This is a genomic window from Lacrimispora sphenoides (assembly GCF_900105215.1).
GTDB lineage: Bacteria > Bacillota > Clostridia > Lachnospirales > Lachnospiraceae > Lacrimispora > Lacrimispora sphenoides_A.
Map to the genome: position 1 here is coordinate 726,298 of NZ_FOIP01000001.1, position 15,551 is coordinate 741,848.

General features: G+C 41.4%; 16 protein-coding genes and 1 pseudogene. 6 read left to right on the top strand and 11 right to left on the bottom strand.

Features of this window, described 5'->3' with window-relative positions:
- Positions 1-12: 12 nt before the first annotated feature.
- Positions 13-432 (bottom strand): D-ribose pyranase, encoded by a 420-nt coding sequence (gene rbsD, locus BMW45_RS03280; RefSeq protein WP_092240519.1) that lies wholly within the window; start codon positions 430-432, stop codon positions 13-15.
- On the bottom strand, positions 429-1,367 hold the full coding sequence (rbsK, locus tag BMW45_RS03285) for a ribokinase (RefSeq protein ID WP_092240521.1): 939 nt from the start codon (positions 1,365-1,367) through the stop codon (positions 429-431). Before rbsK ends, rbsD begins: the two co-directional genes overlap by 4 nt.
- A gap of 224 nt (positions 1,368-1,591) precedes the next feature.
- Here rbsK and BMW45_RS03290 point away from each other — a divergent pair, with 224 nt between their 5' ends.
- The gene (locus BMW45_RS03290) at positions 1,592-2,593 is read left to right on the top strand and encodes a LacI family DNA-binding transcriptional regulator (RefSeq protein WP_092240523.1); all 1,002 of its coding nucleotides are present in this window, start codon (positions 1,592-1,594) and stop codon (positions 2,591-2,593) included.
- A 90-nt stretch (positions 2,594-2,683) separates the two neighbouring features.
- Here the strand turns inward: BMW45_RS03290 and BMW45_RS03295 are convergent, their stop codons facing one another.
- Together BMW45_RS03295 and BMW45_RS03300 are read right to left on the bottom strand one after the other, a co-directional pair.
- Entirely contained in the window at positions 2,684-3,262 is a 579-nt protein-coding gene (locus BMW45_RS03295; RefSeq protein ID WP_092240525.1) for a GTP pyrophosphokinase, read from the bottom strand.
- A gap of 164 nt (positions 3,263-3,426) precedes the next feature.
- Positions 3,427-4,212, bottom strand: coding sequence for a YesL family protein (locus tag BMW45_RS03300; RefSeq protein ID WP_092240527.1), 786 nt, complete (start codon positions 4,210-4,212; stop codon positions 3,427-3,429).
- A gap of 172 nt (positions 4,213-4,384) precedes the next feature.
- Between BMW45_RS03300 and BMW45_RS03305 the strand changes: the two genes are divergently transcribed.
- A complete protein-coding gene (locus BMW45_RS03305; protein ID WP_092240529.1) occupies positions 4,385-5,086 on the top strand; it encodes a hypothetical protein in 702 nt (233 codons plus the stop codon).
- Here the strand turns inward: BMW45_RS03305 and BMW45_RS03310 are convergent.
- From BMW45_RS03310 to BMW45_RS03325, 4 genes and pseudogenes are all read right to left on the bottom strand, one after another.
- Positions 5,022-5,771, bottom strand: coding sequence for a GNAT family N-acetyltransferase (locus tag BMW45_RS03310; RefSeq protein ID WP_092240531.1), 750 nt, complete (start codon positions 5,769-5,771; stop codon positions 5,022-5,024). The two genes, BMW45_RS03305 and BMW45_RS03310, sit on opposite strands and share 65 nt — an antisense overlap.
- Positions 5,772-5,775: 4 nt before the next feature.
- The gene (locus BMW45_RS03315; protein WP_092246123.1) at positions 5,776-6,294 is read right to left on the bottom strand and encodes a peptidylprolyl isomerase; all 519 of its coding nucleotides are present in this window, start codon (positions 6,292-6,294) and stop codon (positions 5,776-5,778) included.
- 458 nt (positions 6,295-6,752) lie between these two features.
- A complete protein-coding gene (locus BMW45_RS03320) occupies positions 6,753-7,718 on the bottom strand; it encodes a choloylglycine hydrolase family protein (RefSeq protein WP_092240532.1) in 966 nt (321 codons plus the stop codon).
- Between the two features lie 233 nt (positions 7,719-7,951).
- Positions 7,952-10,015 (bottom strand): annotated as a pseudogene (locus tag BMW45_RS03325) (thioredoxin domain-containing protein).
- A gap of 409 nt (positions 10,016-10,424) precedes the next feature.
- Between BMW45_RS03325 and BMW45_RS03330 the strand changes: the two are divergent.
- Positions 10,425-10,898 carry a nucleotidyltransferase domain-containing protein gene (locus BMW45_RS03330; RefSeq protein ID WP_092240534.1) on the top strand — a complete coding sequence of 158 codons (474 nt, stop codon included), beginning with the start codon at positions 10,425-10,427 and terminating at the stop codon, positions 10,896-10,898.
- Between the two features lie 67 nt (positions 10,899-10,965).
- On the opposite strand, the gene BMW45_RS03335 is transcribed toward BMW45_RS03330, so the two are convergent.
- Entirely contained in the window at positions 10,966-11,559 is a 594-nt protein-coding gene (locus BMW45_RS03335; RefSeq protein WP_092240536.1) for an ATP-dependent Clp protease proteolytic subunit, read from the bottom strand.
- A gap of 17 nt (positions 11,560-11,576) precedes the next feature.
- Positions 11,577-11,966, bottom strand: coding sequence for a helix-turn-helix transcriptional regulator (locus tag BMW45_RS03340; protein WP_092240538.1), 390 nt, complete (start codon positions 11,964-11,966; stop codon positions 11,577-11,579).
- Positions 11,967-12,172: 206 nt separating this feature from the next.
- On the opposite strand from BMW45_RS03340, the gene BMW45_RS03345 reads away from it, so the two are divergent.
- From BMW45_RS03345 to BMW45_RS03355, 3 genes are all read left to right on the top strand, one after another.
- Positions 12,173-12,586: a GNAT family N-acetyltransferase gene (locus tag BMW45_RS03345; protein WP_092240540.1), complete on the top strand. Its 414-nt coding sequence runs from the start codon at positions 12,173-12,175 to the stop codon at positions 12,584-12,586.
- 46 nt (positions 12,587-12,632) lie between these two features.
- On the top strand, positions 12,633-13,544 hold the full coding sequence (locus BMW45_RS03350; protein ID WP_092240542.1) for an AraC family transcriptional regulator: 912 nt from the start codon (positions 12,633-12,635) through the stop codon (positions 13,542-13,544).
- A 133-nt stretch (positions 13,545-13,677) separates the two neighbouring features.
- Complete coding sequence (locus BMW45_RS03355) at positions 13,678-13,917, top strand: ribonuclease HII (RefSeq protein ID WP_092240544.1); 240 nt, start codon at positions 13,678-13,680, stop codon at positions 13,915-13,917.
- A 67-nt stretch (positions 13,918-13,984) separates the two neighbouring features.
- Here BMW45_RS03355 and BMW45_RS03360 read toward each other — a convergent pair whose 3' ends face one another.
- Positions 13,985-15,370, bottom strand: a complete 1,386-nt coding sequence (locus tag BMW45_RS03360; RefSeq protein WP_092240546.1) for an alanine/glycine:cation symporter family protein — start codon at positions 15,368-15,370, stop codon at positions 13,985-13,987.
- Positions 15,371-15,551 lie beyond the last annotated feature (181 nt).

Genomic DNA, 15,551 nt, shown 5'->3' on the forward strand with positions numbered 1-15,551 from the left:
TTCTCCCTATCCTTAACCCTGGGCTGCAAAAATGCAGGCTGAAACCAATATAATGTTTGCAAACGCAGTTATTTCACCGGTCCTTATGACAGCCTTACACGTTTTTGTCTGTTCTTTCAGATTTTCATGGGATGTAAAGCATTCCACTGCATCCGGAAACTTTTTTTTCATCATGCTTCGTATGTTTTCCACCATTTCCGGATTATGTTCTTTCATTTCCTCTGCCAAAATGTAAGATTCTACTGCCATATCGTCAGTAACCGCATCTAAAGTTTCCAGGAATGAAGGAATATTAAAACGCAAAGCTAAATCAATCCGTTTTGTCTCATCCGGTATAGGCAGTCCGCAATCTCCGATGCAAATCGAATTCGTATGCCCCATGGAAGAAAGTACGCTTGATATGCTGCTGTTTAAAATTCCATTTCTCTTCATGGTTTTCCTCCAATCCCACAACTGTCACCTGCATTACTACCGTCAGACTGGCTTTCCAGCTCTCCGATCACATCTTTAAGTTTCGGCATACCGCCCTGGGCACCAAACCGCTCTACCGACAAACCGGAAGCCATGACTGCAAACGTCAGCGCCGTTTCCATGTTATCGTATAATCCAAGTGCTACGGCAAATGCGCCGTTAAATGTATCCCCTGCTCCCGTAGTATCAACTACATTAGATTTTCTTGCCGGCAAAGTCACTGCTTCTTTTTCATGATTGATGTAAATGACTCCTTTTTCCCCCAGGGTAATAATGAGTTTTTCCGGATATTGTTTTAATAAAGACTTAGTATCAGCCATATCTCCAAATATGATCCTGGCTTCATGTTCATTTGGAGTAATATAATCCACCAGTTCTACCAGTTCTCTTTTTATCTCTCTTGCCGGTGCAGGGTTTAATATGACCTTTACCCCATGATTCGCACATAGGCCAATGACATATTCCACGGTTTCCTGTAAAATCTCCTGCTGCAATAATACAATGTCGCAGGTTAATAACTTTTCTTTGATACCGTCAATGTACTCAATATCGACCGTATTATTTGCACCCGCTAAAACTATAATACAGTTATCGCTTTCCGCTACCGTTATCACAGCCAGCCCTGTCACCTGATTTTCAACTTCTTTTATATATTCTGTATGAATACCTTCATTTTTCAGGTTCTCAATCAGAGCTTTTCCATGGTCATCGCTTCCAACACAGCCAAACATCGTTACATCCGCGCCTAATCTCGCGGCCGCAACTGCCTGATTTGCACCTTTTCCTCCCGGGATATAGGAAATGGCATCGCCTGTAATCGTTTCCCCTTTACCCGGTATCCGCTGTGCTGTAACAGTCATATCCATATTGATGCTGCCTACAACTCCGATTTTCATTTCTATCTCACCTTTCCGAAATCTAAAATTGTCTAGTTTTGTTTGTAATACGGAATTTATGGTTGATAAAACGTTTTATCAACTTTGCAAATTCATATTATCATTATTTTTTATTCATGTCAATACAAAAAATAAGATTGATAAATCGTTTTATCAATATAAGTTGCTTTTTTATGTAAAATACGGTATTATTGTTCATATCAATACACCAGAGGTCAAAAACTATGTCCATAACAATAAAAGAAATAGCCAGATTAGCGGGAGTTTCTCCAAGCAGTGTATCCCTGGTTCTAAACAACAGACCAAATAGAATTTCTGAACAAAAGAAAAATCTTATCCTGCAGATTGCTGAGAATAACCAATATATTCCAAATGCGGCTGCACGCAGTCTGGTAACCAGAAAAAACAATACGTTTGGGCTTCTGATCCCTGATATAGAAAACCCTTTCTTTTCCAAATTATCAAAAACTTTAGAATTGCAGCTCAGAGCTGAAGGATATTCATTGATCATCGTTAACTCCAACGATACATTTGAAGGAGACATGATATTAATTGATCTTCTTGCAGCAAAAGGAATCGATGGAATATTTGTGGTAATTTCCAATGAATCCTATCTTCATCAGGATATTATCGAGCAGAAATTATCACAGCTTAACCTTCCATTTGTAATGGTTGACCGCATATTTGATTCATTTTCCTGTAATAAAATATATTTTGATAATGTAGAAGGTTCTTATATTGCAACAAGGTATCTTCTGGAGAAAGGCCATAGAAAGATTGCCTGTATCTGCAATACTTTCATTTCCCACAACTCTCTTTCCCGTATACACGGATACCGGAATGCAATGACGGAATATGGAATCAAGGTGCCGAAAGAGTATATCATTCCTGCAAACTACCGCATAGAAGGCGGATATGAAGCCGCCAAGCAAGTCCTTGATACGGATTGCACGGCCATATTTGTATGCAATGACATGATGACCCTGGGTATATTAAGATACTTTTCGGAGCAGGGTATCCATGTACCCGGAGATTACGCCATTGTAAGCTATGACAATCTGCTGTCTGATTATTTATTCGGAATAGAAATATCAAGTGTGAACCAGGACGTGGAAGAGCTTGGAATAAAGGCCTGGAACATTATGAAAGAAGCGGCCAGACAGGACAGGAAAAAAGAAACAAAACAAAAGGAAATATGTTTAATGCCCACATTGGTCATTCATTGAGACAGTCATACAACACAAAATAAAAAGGCATGTTCCAAAGCTATGCATGAAAACTCATAGCTCTGGAACATGCCTTCTCTTATTTTCACCTCAGAGAAATTCCTCCATCTCATCCTCCATCTGCCTTAAGGCAATGGCATACTTTTTAAATTCCTCTGCTGCCTGTTCTCTCTCTTCCCCCTTATAGCAGATCCTGTGCTCCATACTGGCCCATAAGTCCATGGACATGGTGCGCAGCTGTATTTCTACCGGGTAATATTCCATACCATCGGTGTGATAGACCGGAACTCCAAAAACAATGTGGGAACTTCTATATCCATTGGGCTTTGGATTGGCAATATAATCACTTTCCTTTATGATTACAATATCCGACTGCTTCTTTAACAGGCTGACAATGGCATAGATATCCGTGATAAAATAGCAGATGACCCGGATACCAGCAACATCCGTCAGATAGTTTCTGGCCGAATCCGCGCTGGCCTCATATCCGTTCTTATCCAGCTTGTTTTCAATGCTTTCCTTTTGCTTAATTCTGTACTGGATATGATGGATGGGGTAATTCTGGTTTTTTCTCCTGTAATCATTATTCAGCACATCCACTCTTACACGAATGTTTTTAAGCGCATCCTCATAGGGCTGGATAAAACAGAGATACTCTTCTTCAGTCATATTCCACCTCCCAGGCATTTCCTTGTCACAATTACTAAGTATACTGTTTTTTTGTGTCCATATGGTGTCCATAGTATGAACTCCTCATAAAAGAGTCCATGCTGATATGCAAAAAAACAGCCGGAAGGGATACATGTTGATCCCTGTCCGGCTGCCAGCAGGAATTATTCCTGCCCGTCTTTTGTTTCTTTATTTTCTATCTCTTCGTTCTCAGGCATCTCTTCCTGATGCTCGTCCCCTTTTGCCATTAGAATGCTGTTTACAGGCTCTTCCTCATCTGCAAACAGCGGCTTAAGCTGGTCCCCCTTCTCCTCTTCCTCTTTTGGAATATACTGATTAAACACGGGAGCAAGGATATAGGAGTTAATAAATGCTAAAAGCGGAAAGCCAAAGAGCATGAATACCATCAGCATCGGAGGTACCATAAGCAGGAATGCAGCCGCCAACAAAGCCCCGTCAATGGCAATCATTCCAATAGTGCGGAATAAATGGCGCAGAGACATAAAAAAGGCGTTGAAAAAGGTACGCTTTACCGTATTGAAAAATCTGGCCTGAAGTGGGAAAATATACGTAAAAACAGCCGCATAAATTAGAACCATTGCCAGGAACACGGTAAGCATCACCGTCCGGAAAGACCCGGAACCTGTAAACAATCTGGTAAAGAAGTATAAGTCAACTCCAAGAATCAATCCTACAACCAGAAGGATCAGCCAGATGATCGTGGACTGCTTAAAGTTTTCTTTAAATGACTTAAAAAAAGAACGGATAGTATACCCATCGTCATCTCTTGCAAGCTTTAAGGTTACATAATATACAGCTGTGGTAGAAGCTCCTATGGTAAAAATTGGAATGCTGCATATCAGCCATAAGATATTTAAAATAATCAGATCTCCAAATTTACCGATAAACCGCCATACCGGATTATCATAATTAAAAAAACCAGAAAACATACGTTCTTCCCCTTTTCATAGTGGCATTAAAAGATATTATAGCGGATTTACCCTTAAAAAGCAAACATTCTTTCTTATTTCACCAAAATTTTATTTTTATTTTAATGAAAATCCATGGTTGTGTGATATAATTAAAAAAGTACCTTTAATAATAAAGAAAGAGGCGTAAAACATGACCCCATACGAAGACAAAACCCTAAAAAACTCCATGCGGGAGGAACGGGACAAGCTGAAAAATATGAGTGTGAAAGACAGGCTCTGGTACATCTGGGAATATTACAAGATTCCCATCATCATTGCCGTTGTGTCCGTGATTTTTATCTCTTCCATTGGTTCGGCCATATATAACAACCGGTTTGAAACTGCTCTTTCCTGCGTTATTTTTAACAGCAGCCCTGCCGGTGAAGCTGATTCTGTTGATGATTACTTTAACCAGGGCTTCCGTCAATACATTGATCTTAATGAGGATGCAAAGATCGAGGTGGACTACTCCATGTCCCCGACCTTTGACGAATCCTCCATGAATGAATTTACCTATGCCCAGCTAGCCAAAATCACCGCCATGATATCCAGTAAGAGCCTGGATGTTATGATAGGAAATCCCGAAACCATAGACCACTTCGGTGAAATGGGCGGATTTGTTGACTTAAAGGAAATCCTCCCTGCAGACGTTTACGACAAGTTAAAGGAGCACCTCTATTTTGTAACCAATCAGGAAACCGGCGAAAACACGGCCTGCGGTCTTCTCATCGGCAACACGGATTTCTGCGATAAAACCGGCCTTATCATTGATGAGCCGATTCTTACCGTCATGAGCAATTCCACTCATACAGACACAGCCGTGGAACTGATCCGCTATGTGTTCGGGCAATAAGACGGAACCCAAGATCCTCTGCCAGCTTTATTGACGCTAAGTTCCGTTCGTCGATCCTTGCATAAATCTTCTCTGAAACAGCCAGGGCAGCGTAGGAAAGAATGGCCTTACAGGCTTCCTTTCCATATCCCTGCTGCCTGTATGGGGAAAAAATGTGATATCCCAGTTCCACTGGGGTATCATTCTTTTTTATTGCATCTAAAAACTCCTCCTGCCCGGTAATCTCTAAGTTGGATATCCCCGCCTTTCCCACAAGCTTTCCTTTCTCATGGTCAACTACGGCCCAAATACCGTACTCATAAAATCCGTATTGATGGCTGATGTAATCCTTCAGGGTTTCTTTCGTTGAAAACAGGAAGCCAGACTTCCCAGCCTCAGGCTCATCTGGTATAGAGACATAGTCCTGAGGAACGAATTCCCGGATTGTAAGGCGCCGGGTTTTGACTATATTCCACGGAAGTCCCTCTTTTCTCCTGATGACCCGCTCTAAAAATGCATCATCAATGTCATCAATATCCTCTACAACATAAGCGGCAGGGGCAAGGTTCTGATCCGTTCGTTCCCGGTCCCATAAACCAACAACGGCCCTGCCTTCCGCAAAAGCAGAACGCAGGGCCTCATGATCATCGGATATGGTAACCTGGAAAATCTTCCCTTCTACTATAATATCCCGATCCCAGATCATTGATTTAGCAGGTCTCCGGTTCCGGATATTCTTCCCCAAAGGTTTCCACTGTCATGGACTGGATCTTCTGCTCTTTCATGGGGCGGTCATTGTAATCGGTCTTCACATCAGCAATTTTGTTCACAATATCCATGCCTTCCGTGATCTTACCGAATGCAGCATAGGAACCATCCAAATGGGGAGAAGCCTTGTGCATAATGAAAAACTGGGAACCGGCAGAATTGGGGTTCATGGCTCTTGCCATGGAAAGCACTCCCTCTGAATGCTTGAATGCATTGTTTACGCCGTTCTGGCTGAACTCTCCTTTAATGGAATAGCCTGGACCTCCCATTCCGCTTCCTTCCGGACATCCTCCCTGAAGCATGAACCCATTGATAACTCTGTGGAAGATCAGTCCGTCATAAAAACCTTTTTTAATTAAACTGATAAAATTATTTACTGTGTTTGGTGCAATCTCCGGATAAAGCTCTGCTTTCATCACATCACCGTTATCCATTGTAATCGTAATAACCGGATTTTTCATGTTTTCTCCCTTTCTGCTTTCCTGCCCATGTTCTTTGGGCATAAAGGTATACCAATAAGGTATTTATTGCGTCAGATTCCGCATATGGCTATATTTTATCAAATACTCCTATATTTGTATAGTCCCATTTGAATACAGTTCTGTATATATCCTATCGTTCATACTTTGTTTAAATTTCATTCAAAAACCTTTTACACAAATAACATGATTTCTTCATGTTTCATGGATATACTTAAAACATAAAATACAAATTGCTTATAAGATTTTTTTCATAATACTCGAGCTGGTAATTTATTATCAGCTCTCCTCCCTTTTTGAAACAACTTTTTGAAAAGCGTATTGCATGACTGGTTTCAGGATCAGCCATGTAATACGCTTTTTTATTTGGTCATGCTATTTTATTTGGAATTTGTTTCATATGGATTTATAACAGTTAGGCCGCATCCTCCGGCTTGCTCCTATAATCCCCCCAGATTCACAAGCTCCGGGGATTGGGCGCAATTCTCAAAAAGACTTGCCATTCTTACCTGTATATTGTCATAAGTCTTGAAAAAATATTCACATGTAGCTGTATTGATAAAGGCCGTATATTTGGTGTAATCATATGAATTCCGGCTTGTTACGACTGCTCCTTTCGGAATGGAAACGCTATCCATGACATGAAAGCATGAAACTACCCCTTCCATACGGCTTTGAGGTATCGGAATAAATGATTTTAAATAAGCGGTCCTGACAAAGCGCTCCGGGGAGGTATACCCTCCCGGCAGAGTCTGGGTGCCTCCCGCCTGTCCAAATGGAATCAGCCGGACATTCCCCCAGGTATCCTCCTCGGACTGATAGGGAGAAGCCTCCATATAATTTCTCAGGTTCGTCTTATGCCACTGATAATCGGGACTGTTTGCCATAACGCCAACAGAATTTGCCATTACCTCCATCCCTCTTTCCGTCTGCTCTATGACAACACATTCCCCGCTGCGGTCTACCGCCATCCAGTGCAATGGGGCCACAGTCTGTGTCACCGGATCCTCAACTCCTACGATTGAGAGATTCTTAAGTAATTGCCGTAAATCATCGACATCTGCGCATCTTCCTAAAATATAATGAAGGAAATCAATGGATGGGATTTGTTTCCTGTACCTTAAATCATGAATGGTATCATATTGAGCATAGCCTGCAAAATAAAGTGCAGCAGCAGCAAAACCCATCTCATTGACCCCATCAAAAAATCCCAGGTCCCCATCCAGTTCCGGCCCAATTCCGATAAAACAGTAAATATCCTGGATTTTCTCCATATTTAATGAATTATCCCATTCATAATTCTTAGGAATTATGTAAAGATGAGGCTTTATATCATAAGAAAAATCCATATTCCTTCCAAAAAAGGTTTCCCCTTGCCGGGTTCTTAAGGTAAATGCCGTGCACATAAAAATTACCTCCCTTATTGTAAATTGCTTATTTATTTATATGGGGGCCTGTGGTTTTTATGTATGTAATATAGGGGATAAGACAAAGGGGCTGTCAAAAAATAGTATCGCTTAAAATAGTATGCAAAAATGAGCTTTGATTGGATTTAATCCATTTTCAAAGCTCATCTTCTGCCTAAAACGCTATTTTAATATATAGCTGCCATTGCAATTAATTGCAGCCCATATACAGGCTACAGGGATTCCAGCACTCCTTTTAACTCATCTATGCCATCTACAGGCTTCATGCACGCCCCATTACGGCAGACATAATATTTGCTTCCTTCAGAAGGAACCGGATAATCTGCCGTGAACGGTGCTGCCTCTGACAGGGCATCCTTGTTCTGAGGAGTTTTTAAGATCACGCTGATATCAGGCTTCGGACTTCTTTGTAAGCTCTGAAGCTCTGTTAATATAGAATCCTCTGCGGAAACACAAACAATTTCCGTAGATGGATAAAGGATGCTTTGAAATGCAAGCAGAGAAAAGCAGTAGTTTGCAGGGCTTTTTTCCACCTCTTGCGTCAGGTAAGATACCTGCTTTTCCAGAACGTTCTGCCATTTGATTTTCCCGGTCAGGTGATAGAGCCTGCTTATTACATATGCGGCAACGGAATTTCCTGAAGGAAGCGCACCATCGTAAAGCTCCTTGGGACGGCTTATGAGTTTATCCCTGTCATGAGCATACATATAAAACCCTCCCTGAACTTCATCATAAAACAGTTCAAGCATCTTTTCAGATATTTCAGCGGCAATATTAAGATATTTGATATCAAAGGAAGCCTCATATAACTCCAGCAGGCCAAAGGCATAAAACGCGTAATCGTCAAGCTGTCCGTCGTGAACTGCCTGCCCCTCCCGGTAACGGATAAAGAGCCTTCCCTGTTCAGAGGTCAAATTCTTCTCTATAAACGCCTGCGCATTCTTTGCCGCATCAAGGCACCAGGCATCTCCCAGTACCTCATATGATTTTGCAAGTGCCCCGATCATAAGTCCGTTCCAGGAAGTCAATATCTTATCATCCGTATGAAGGGATGTCCTTGTTATTCGGTAATCATAAAGCTTTTTACACAGATCCTCTAATTTATCACTGTTAGAGCCGTAATTTTCATTTTCTATAAGATTTGGAATATTCTTTCCCTCAAAATTACCTTGTTTTGAAATTCCAAACCATTTGCAGAATTCATCTGCATCGCCGTTAAGAATCTGTTCGATTTCTTCCTTCTGAAACGTATAAAACTTTCCTTCCACCCCTTCGCTGTCAGCGTCCTGACCGCAGTAAAACCCGCCCTGCTCATCAGTCAGCACGTCTTTTACATAACGAAGAATTCCCCGGGATACCCTGGCATAAAGGCTGTCCCCCGTCAAGGCAAAGGCTTCTGTGTAGGCATACAGCAAAAGCGCATTGTCATACAGCATTTTTTCAAAATGGGGCACAAGCCATTTTTCATCTGTGGAATAACGGGAAAAACCGCCTCCGATGTGGTCGTATATTCCGCCCCGGTACATTTGCTTAAGGGTCGTTTCCGCAGCGAGAAGAGCAACTTTATCTTTTTCATAAAAGTAATGCCTTAAAAGGAAAAGCAGATTATGTGGCATAGGAAATTTGGGCGCCCTTCCAAAGCCTCCCCATTTCTTATCAAAAGACCTCTTTAACAGGCTTGAAGCTGACAGAAATAAGTCTTTATCCGGTTCCCTGCCCTCATTATTAACAGATGTCCCTTCCTTGTTTAAATATCCGGTTATCTCATCTCCCGCTTCCAGAAGCTTATGTTTCTCATTTTCCCAAAGCTTCCGGATAGAGGTTAAAACATCCAGAAGACCGGCAGATCCCCATCTTGAAAATTTAGGCAGATAGGTCCCGGCATAAAAAGGCTTTTGATCCGGTGTCATAATGATCGTTAATGGCCACCCGCCGGAACCGGTGAGAGCCTGGCAGACCGACATATATACGGAATCAATATCCGGCCGCTCTTCCCTGTCCACCTTTATTGCCACATAAAACTCATTAAGAACATCCGCTGCCTCCTGGTCTTCAAAAGACTCATGAGCCATGACATGACACCAGTGACAAGTACACATATTCAACCGGAGTTAGCTATACCCAATAGATAAAAAGATGGGCTTATCTTCTTCTTTCGCCTTGGAAAAAGCCTCTTCTCCCCAAGGAAACCATTTCACCGGGTTATATGCATGCTGTAGTAAATAGGGGGATTTTTCATAGATTAATCTATTGGGTACTCTATCAACGTTTGACATATGGCATCACCTCCTTTATTTTTCTATATTTTAATAATTTGGTTAAAATTATAACAATCCTTATGAAGTCTGTAAACTTCTTGCGGTTTCTATTATTTTACCATTGATACATAGGTTTCGCTTAAAGTAAATTTTTATACTTATACCACTTTTATTCTGCTAAAAGCTTGTGATAAAAGTACCTCTTATTATAACAGTAGAAATAATACCGGAATTAGACAGAGGAACTTTTGGCTGCCGGCATAATTTTGTAATAATGATTTGCTTTTTCCTTCATATTTTGATATTATATCATGATATTCCAGTATTTTCCTATATAATACTTTTGAATTCTGATATGCAAGATCGAAGATTGAAACAATTGACAATGGATGAGTTAATGAATATATAAATTTAACGGGGTGGCGGAATGGACGATATAAAACACAAGCTGACGGTATTAGCTCGTATTGCAGAAGAATTTAATCACAAAGATGTTACATGGGCCGTTGGAGCCTCCTTGCTGTTATACTTCAAAGGAATTACATCTGAGTTTCATGATATAGATATTATGATTGCGGAAGAAGATGTGGAAACAGTTAAAGATACCTTATTATCTTTGGGTGATATTCAACAGCCTAATCCAAATGCCAAATATAAAACAAAATGTTTTTTGGAGTTTCATGTTGATGATGTAGATATCGATGCAATGGCCGGATTTGTTATCGTGAACCAAGATAAGGAATATTATTTCCCATTAAAAAAGGAAAATATTAAAGATTTCACTGAAGTTCATGGAATTAAGATTCCCTTGCAGTCGGTTGACGAATGGCGTAATTACTATGAATTGATGGGACGGAATGAAAAAGTAAAAATGATCGATACATATGCAGATTCCCACTGAGAAAAACCCGCTTACGGCTGCCTTGTCAGACCTTCCGTTAGCGGGTTCTTATATTAATATTCCGGTATCACCTGCGGCATAATAGAATTTCATCAATTAAGCCATACTCCTTTGCCTCCTCAGCCGTCATATAACGATCCCGTTCCATATCTTCCTCAATTTTTTTTATCGGCTGGCCAGTCAGTTCACTGTATATCTCATTGAGCTTTTTCTTTGTTCTTTCAAGCCAATCACTATGGATTTTAATATCCGTAGCCTGCCCCTGCAGCCCGCCGGATATTGACGGCTGATGGATCAGAATCTCGCTGTTTTTAAGGGCAAAGCGCTTTCCCTTCTTCCCTGATGCCAGAAGCAAGGAAGCAGCGCTTCCCGATTGGCCTATACTAATGGTGGAAACATCACATTTAATGTTATTCATGGTATCCATAATAGCGAACCCATCTGTTACAGAACCTCCGGGGCTGTTGATATATAAGTGAATATCCTTATTAAGGTCAGCGGATTCCAGAAAAAGCATCTGTGCTATAATCAGGCTTGCTGTGTCATTGGTCACTGTGCCATTCAGCATGATAATACGGTCGTTCAGCAGCCTGGAAAATATGTCATACGACCGCTCTCCCCGGTATGTCTGTTCAATAACCATTGGGATAAGATTGTTCATAGAAACCTCCTGGATTATTATGCAGCCATGTTCATGATTTTGCTGGAACGGCAGCCTAAATCAATCACATGATTGGAATTGATGCTATACCTTTTCCGGTACTTTCCCGGCGTCAGTCCATAAATCTTTAAAAAGGCCCTTGAAAAGGATTCCTGAGAAGCATATTGATATTCCAGGGCGATATCGATGATCGGCCTGTCTGTCCGGGCAAGCTCTCCCGCTGCCTTTTCCATCCGCCTTCTGGTGATGTATCTGGTAACGGATTCTCCTGATACTTTGTGAAAAATTCTATGATAGTGATATTTTGACAGATAGGCTCTTTTTGCAAGATCATCAAGATTAATCTTACCATTTAAGTTTTCCTCGATATATTTAAGCGAGTCCCCCACTTTTGAATGATAATCCATATACCTGCTCCTTTCCAAAAATATATTATCATTATATACTCTTTCGGAAATTAATTCTTGATAATTTTTGCTTAAATCAGGTCTGGTCTTTTCCCATCTATTTGTTTCTATAAAGGCCTGATATGGACTGTGGAATTGTGCTGCAGGATATGATATGATAAATACAACCGAAAACTCATATAAGCCAATAAGGAGAAACGATTAAAATGAACTTTGAAATAACTGATAAAATTAAAGAACAAGATGAGGAAATCATTCTCCAGGGCTTATTGAATTATAACTTACCTAGAATTGAGGACAAGAACCCAAGAGATTTAGGAATCTATTTGCAGGACGATACAGGAGAAAAAGTCGGAGGACTGATCGGAAATACACACGGCAACTGGTTGTTTGTCAAATATTTATGGGTCAGGGAAGATTTACGAGGACAAAATATTGGCAGTAAGCTTTTAAATCAGGCCGAAGAAACAGCCAAGGAACGGGGGTGCAGATATGCATTTCTGGATACTTTCAGTTTTCAGGCGCCTGCCTTCTATGAAAAGCACGGATATAAGAGCGTGTTTGCACTGGAAGAATATCCTGTGACAGGAAAACGCTACTATTTTACTAAAACTTTGTAAATGCTTTTCTTAATATCACAATAATCGGGAAAGGGTGGAAAAGTCATTGAAAAACGTTTATAGAATAGAATTTCATACGGGAAGCAAAGAAGAATTATTCCCTGATTTTACGCCGGATTTTCCATACACTGCCTCCTGCTCTCAATTGGATAAATTTATGGGGCGTTTTGTTCCATGGCATTGGCATAAAAACGTGGAGCTGTTTTATATGGAAAGCGGAAGAATGGAGTATTGCACACCAAAAGGAAGGATGATATTCCCTGCAGGTTCCGGCGGAATGGTCAATTCCAATGTTCTCCACATGGCAAGGCCACAGGCGGAATCAGAAAAAAACATTCAGTTCCTTCATATTTTTGATCCTTCTTTCATTGCCGGTCAACATGGAAGCCGGATAGAGAAAAAATACGTTACACCGATTACCGCAGCCCCACAGGCTGAAATCATTGCCTTATATCCTGAGGATCCGGTACAGGCGAAAATTTTAGATACCATTCGTGAATCGTTTCATCTTTCCGAAAATGATTTTGGATATGAAATAAAACTGAGGGAAGCATTATCTGACATATGGATCCAGCTTTTCGCCATATCCCGTCCCCTATTGGAAGAAAAGGGTTATTCCAACAAAACAAATGATAAAATAAAATCGATGATGGTATATATCCATGAGCATTATGCGGAAAAAATATCAATCCCAGAGATTGCCGCCGCCGCGTATTCCAGCGAACGTGAATGCTTCCGGGTATTCCACGACTGTCTGCACATGACACCGGTGGAATATGTTAAAAACTACCGTTTACAAACGGCCTGTCATATGCTGGCAGACAGCAGGGAAACGATTACGAATATAAGCCACGCTTGCGGATTGGGAAGCAGCAGCTACTTTGGAAAGGTCTTTCGGGAGTATACCGGCTGCACGCCCCTGGAATATCGCCGCAAATGGCAGGAAAATGATATATAACGGCAGAAATAATATATTTATTTGAAAAGGATTGCACTATAATGATACCTGTAAAGGTAATAGGGCAATCTTTTTATTATAAAATCATTGCCGTCACCAAATAATCACTGTCTTTCATAATGGAGGGTTTGTAATGATAAAATTAAATATCTTGAATATGGATAACTTTTTACAAACAGTAAATGCGTGCAGTGATGCGGTTAATTTACTGTACCCTGACGGTAGTAAAGAAAATATCAACAAACACTATGGACTCCAGAACGAGCTGATTCATCAGTACAGAGAAAATAAAAACTTCCTGAGTCTTTCACTGGATATTCCGGCTCCAAAGGATTATATGAGTATTATCTCCTACTATTCAGGGGATTGCTGACCATTTGCTTGCAACTAATTCATCATAAAGGGGTCTGACCGCTATTTGGGTCAGGCCCCTTCCCCATTCACCGGCGGGTATATTTCAGTGCCCATTCTTCTGCGTTTCTCGGAACCGTTACTTCCTTCATCAGGAAAATAATGGCAATGATGTTAGGAAGCGCCATCAATCCATTCCAAATATCAGAAAATTCCCACACTGTCTCAAGCTTTGCCAGACACCCAAGGAACACGGCCCCCAGATAAAGTATAGTATAAACCTTTCCCCTTAAAATGCGCTGCAGTATGTAAAGGGATCTGCGCTCTTTTAAACGCTCCGCCAGATATATGGCGGCCTGACGGCCAAGATAATACCATGCAATGATGGTAGCAAAGGCAAATATCAGCATGGCTCCTGATACTACATATTCCCCAAGTAATCCTAAGCGTTTTGAAAAACAAAAGGCGGTTAGAGCCGCTCCGTCATATCCTGAGCCGGCAGCATCCCCTTCCGTCATGCACAGGATCACAAAGGCGGTCATGGTGCAGATCAAAATGGTATCAAAAAACACCTCAAACATGGCCCACATTCCCTGCTGCTCAGGAGTCGTATCCTCTGCTGCGCCGTGAAGGACTGCCATGCTCCCAAGTCCTGCCTCATTGGAAAAGACTCCTCTGGATATGCCGTATTGCAGGCTTTTACTGATCTGATAGCCTGCAACTCCTGAAAAAGCAGAAACCGGGCGAAAGGCATCCTGAAAAATACATTGAAAAATATATGGGATCTGATCGTAACAGGACATGATCACAACCATGGAAAACAGCATATAGGCGCCGGCAGAGATAGGAATGAGCCGCTCGGAGACAAAGGCGATTCTTGCAATCCCTCCCAGTACCACCAATAATACGGTTCCAGTCAGCACGATCCCAATAGGAACCGGCGGTATGCCAAAGGAATATTCAAGAGTTTCCGCTATGGAATTGGACTGCACCATGCTTCCCATTCCAAGAGAAACCATGATACAAAGAAAGCTGTAAATCATACCTAATACGGGAAGCTTAAGCCCCCTCTCCAAATAAACCATAGGCCCGCAGATCCAGGCGCCGTTCCGATCCCGGTAACGGTAACGGATCCCCAGCATAGTCTCCGCATAGCCTGTCATCATACCGATTCCGGCAGAAACCCACATCCAGAATATAGCACCAGGTCCGCCGGCTGTAAGTGCGGTGGCCACACCGGCGATATTACCAGTCCCAATGGTAGCTGCCAAAGCCGTACAGGCTGTCTGGAATTTTGTCACTTCTCCTTTTTCTTCTCCCTCATCCTCCTGTATGCTTCCAATAGTATGCTTCCACCAAAATGGGAATTTTCTAATCTGAAAAAAACCTGACTTTACCGTAAAAAAGATTCCGGTCCCCAAAAATAAAACCAAAAGCCACGGTCCCCACACCATTTCATGTATACGATGTATCATCGGATCAGCTCCTGAACGCTCTCCTTAACACTTATTCGACCTACCCGGCTAGTATGAAAATTTCCAATGATTTTTACACAAAATAAAATCTGATATGGTATAATCTCCATATAAGCAATGAGCAGTGCGAATTAGAACACAGAAAAATTTTCGTCGTGCTCGCACGTAAGAAAACTTTTCT

Bases quoted from the DNA above. Each gene is read 5' to 3' on its own strand.
- BMW45_RS03340 (WP_092240538.1), bottom strand. From the start codon at position 11,966: ATGGATTATCATTCAAAAGTGGGGGACTCGCTTAAATATATCGAGGAA.
- BMW45_RS03300 (WP_092240527.1), bottom strand. From the start codon at position 4,212: ATGTTTTCTGGTTTTTTTAATTATGATAATCCGGTATGGCGGTTTATC.
- BMW45_RS03335 (WP_092240536.1), bottom strand. From the start codon at position 11,559: ATGAACAATCTTATCCCAATGGTTATTGAACAGACATACCGGGGAGAG.
- BMW45_RS03295 (WP_092240525.1), bottom strand. From the start codon at position 3,262: ATGACTGAAGAAGAGTATCTCTGTTTTATCCAGCCCTATGAGGATGCG.
- rbsD (WP_092240519.1), bottom strand. From the start codon at position 432: ATGAAGAGAAATGGAATTTTAAACAGCAGCATATCAAGCGTACTTTCT.
- BMW45_RS03315 (WP_092246123.1), bottom strand. From the start codon at position 6,294: ATGAAAAATCCGGTTATTACGATTACAATGGATAACGGTGATGTGATG.
- BMW45_RS03345 (WP_092240540.1), top strand. From the start codon at position 12,173: ATGAACTTTGAAATAACTGATAAAATTAAAGAACAAGATGAGGAAATC.
- BMW45_RS03330 (WP_092240534.1), top strand. From the start codon at position 10,425: ATGGACGATATAAAACACAAGCTGACGGTATTAGCTCGTATTGCAGAA.
- BMW45_RS03320 (WP_092240532.1), bottom strand. From the start codon at position 7,718: ATGTGCACGGCATTTACCTTAAGAACCCGGCAAGGGGAAACCTTTTTT.
- BMW45_RS03360 (WP_092240546.1), bottom strand. From the start codon at position 15,370: ATGATACATCGTATACATGAAATGGTGTGGGGACCGTGGCTTTTGGTT.
- BMW45_RS03355 (WP_092240544.1), top strand. From the start codon at position 13,678: ATGATAAAATTAAATATCTTGAATATGGATAACTTTTTACAAACAGTA.
- BMW45_RS03310 (WP_092240531.1), bottom strand. From the start codon at position 5,771: ATGATCTGGGATCGGGATATTATAGTAGAAGGGAAGATTTTCCAGGTT.
- rbsK (WP_092240521.1), bottom strand. From the start codon at position 1,367: ATGAAAATCGGAGTTGTAGGCAGCATCAATATGGATATGACTGTTACA.
- BMW45_RS03290 (WP_092240523.1), top strand. From the start codon at position 1,592: ATGTCCATAACAATAAAAGAAATAGCCAGATTAGCGGGAGTTTCTCCA.
- BMW45_RS03305 (WP_092240529.1), top strand. From the start codon at position 4,385: ATGACCCCATACGAAGACAAAACCCTAAAAAACTCCATGCGGGAGGAA.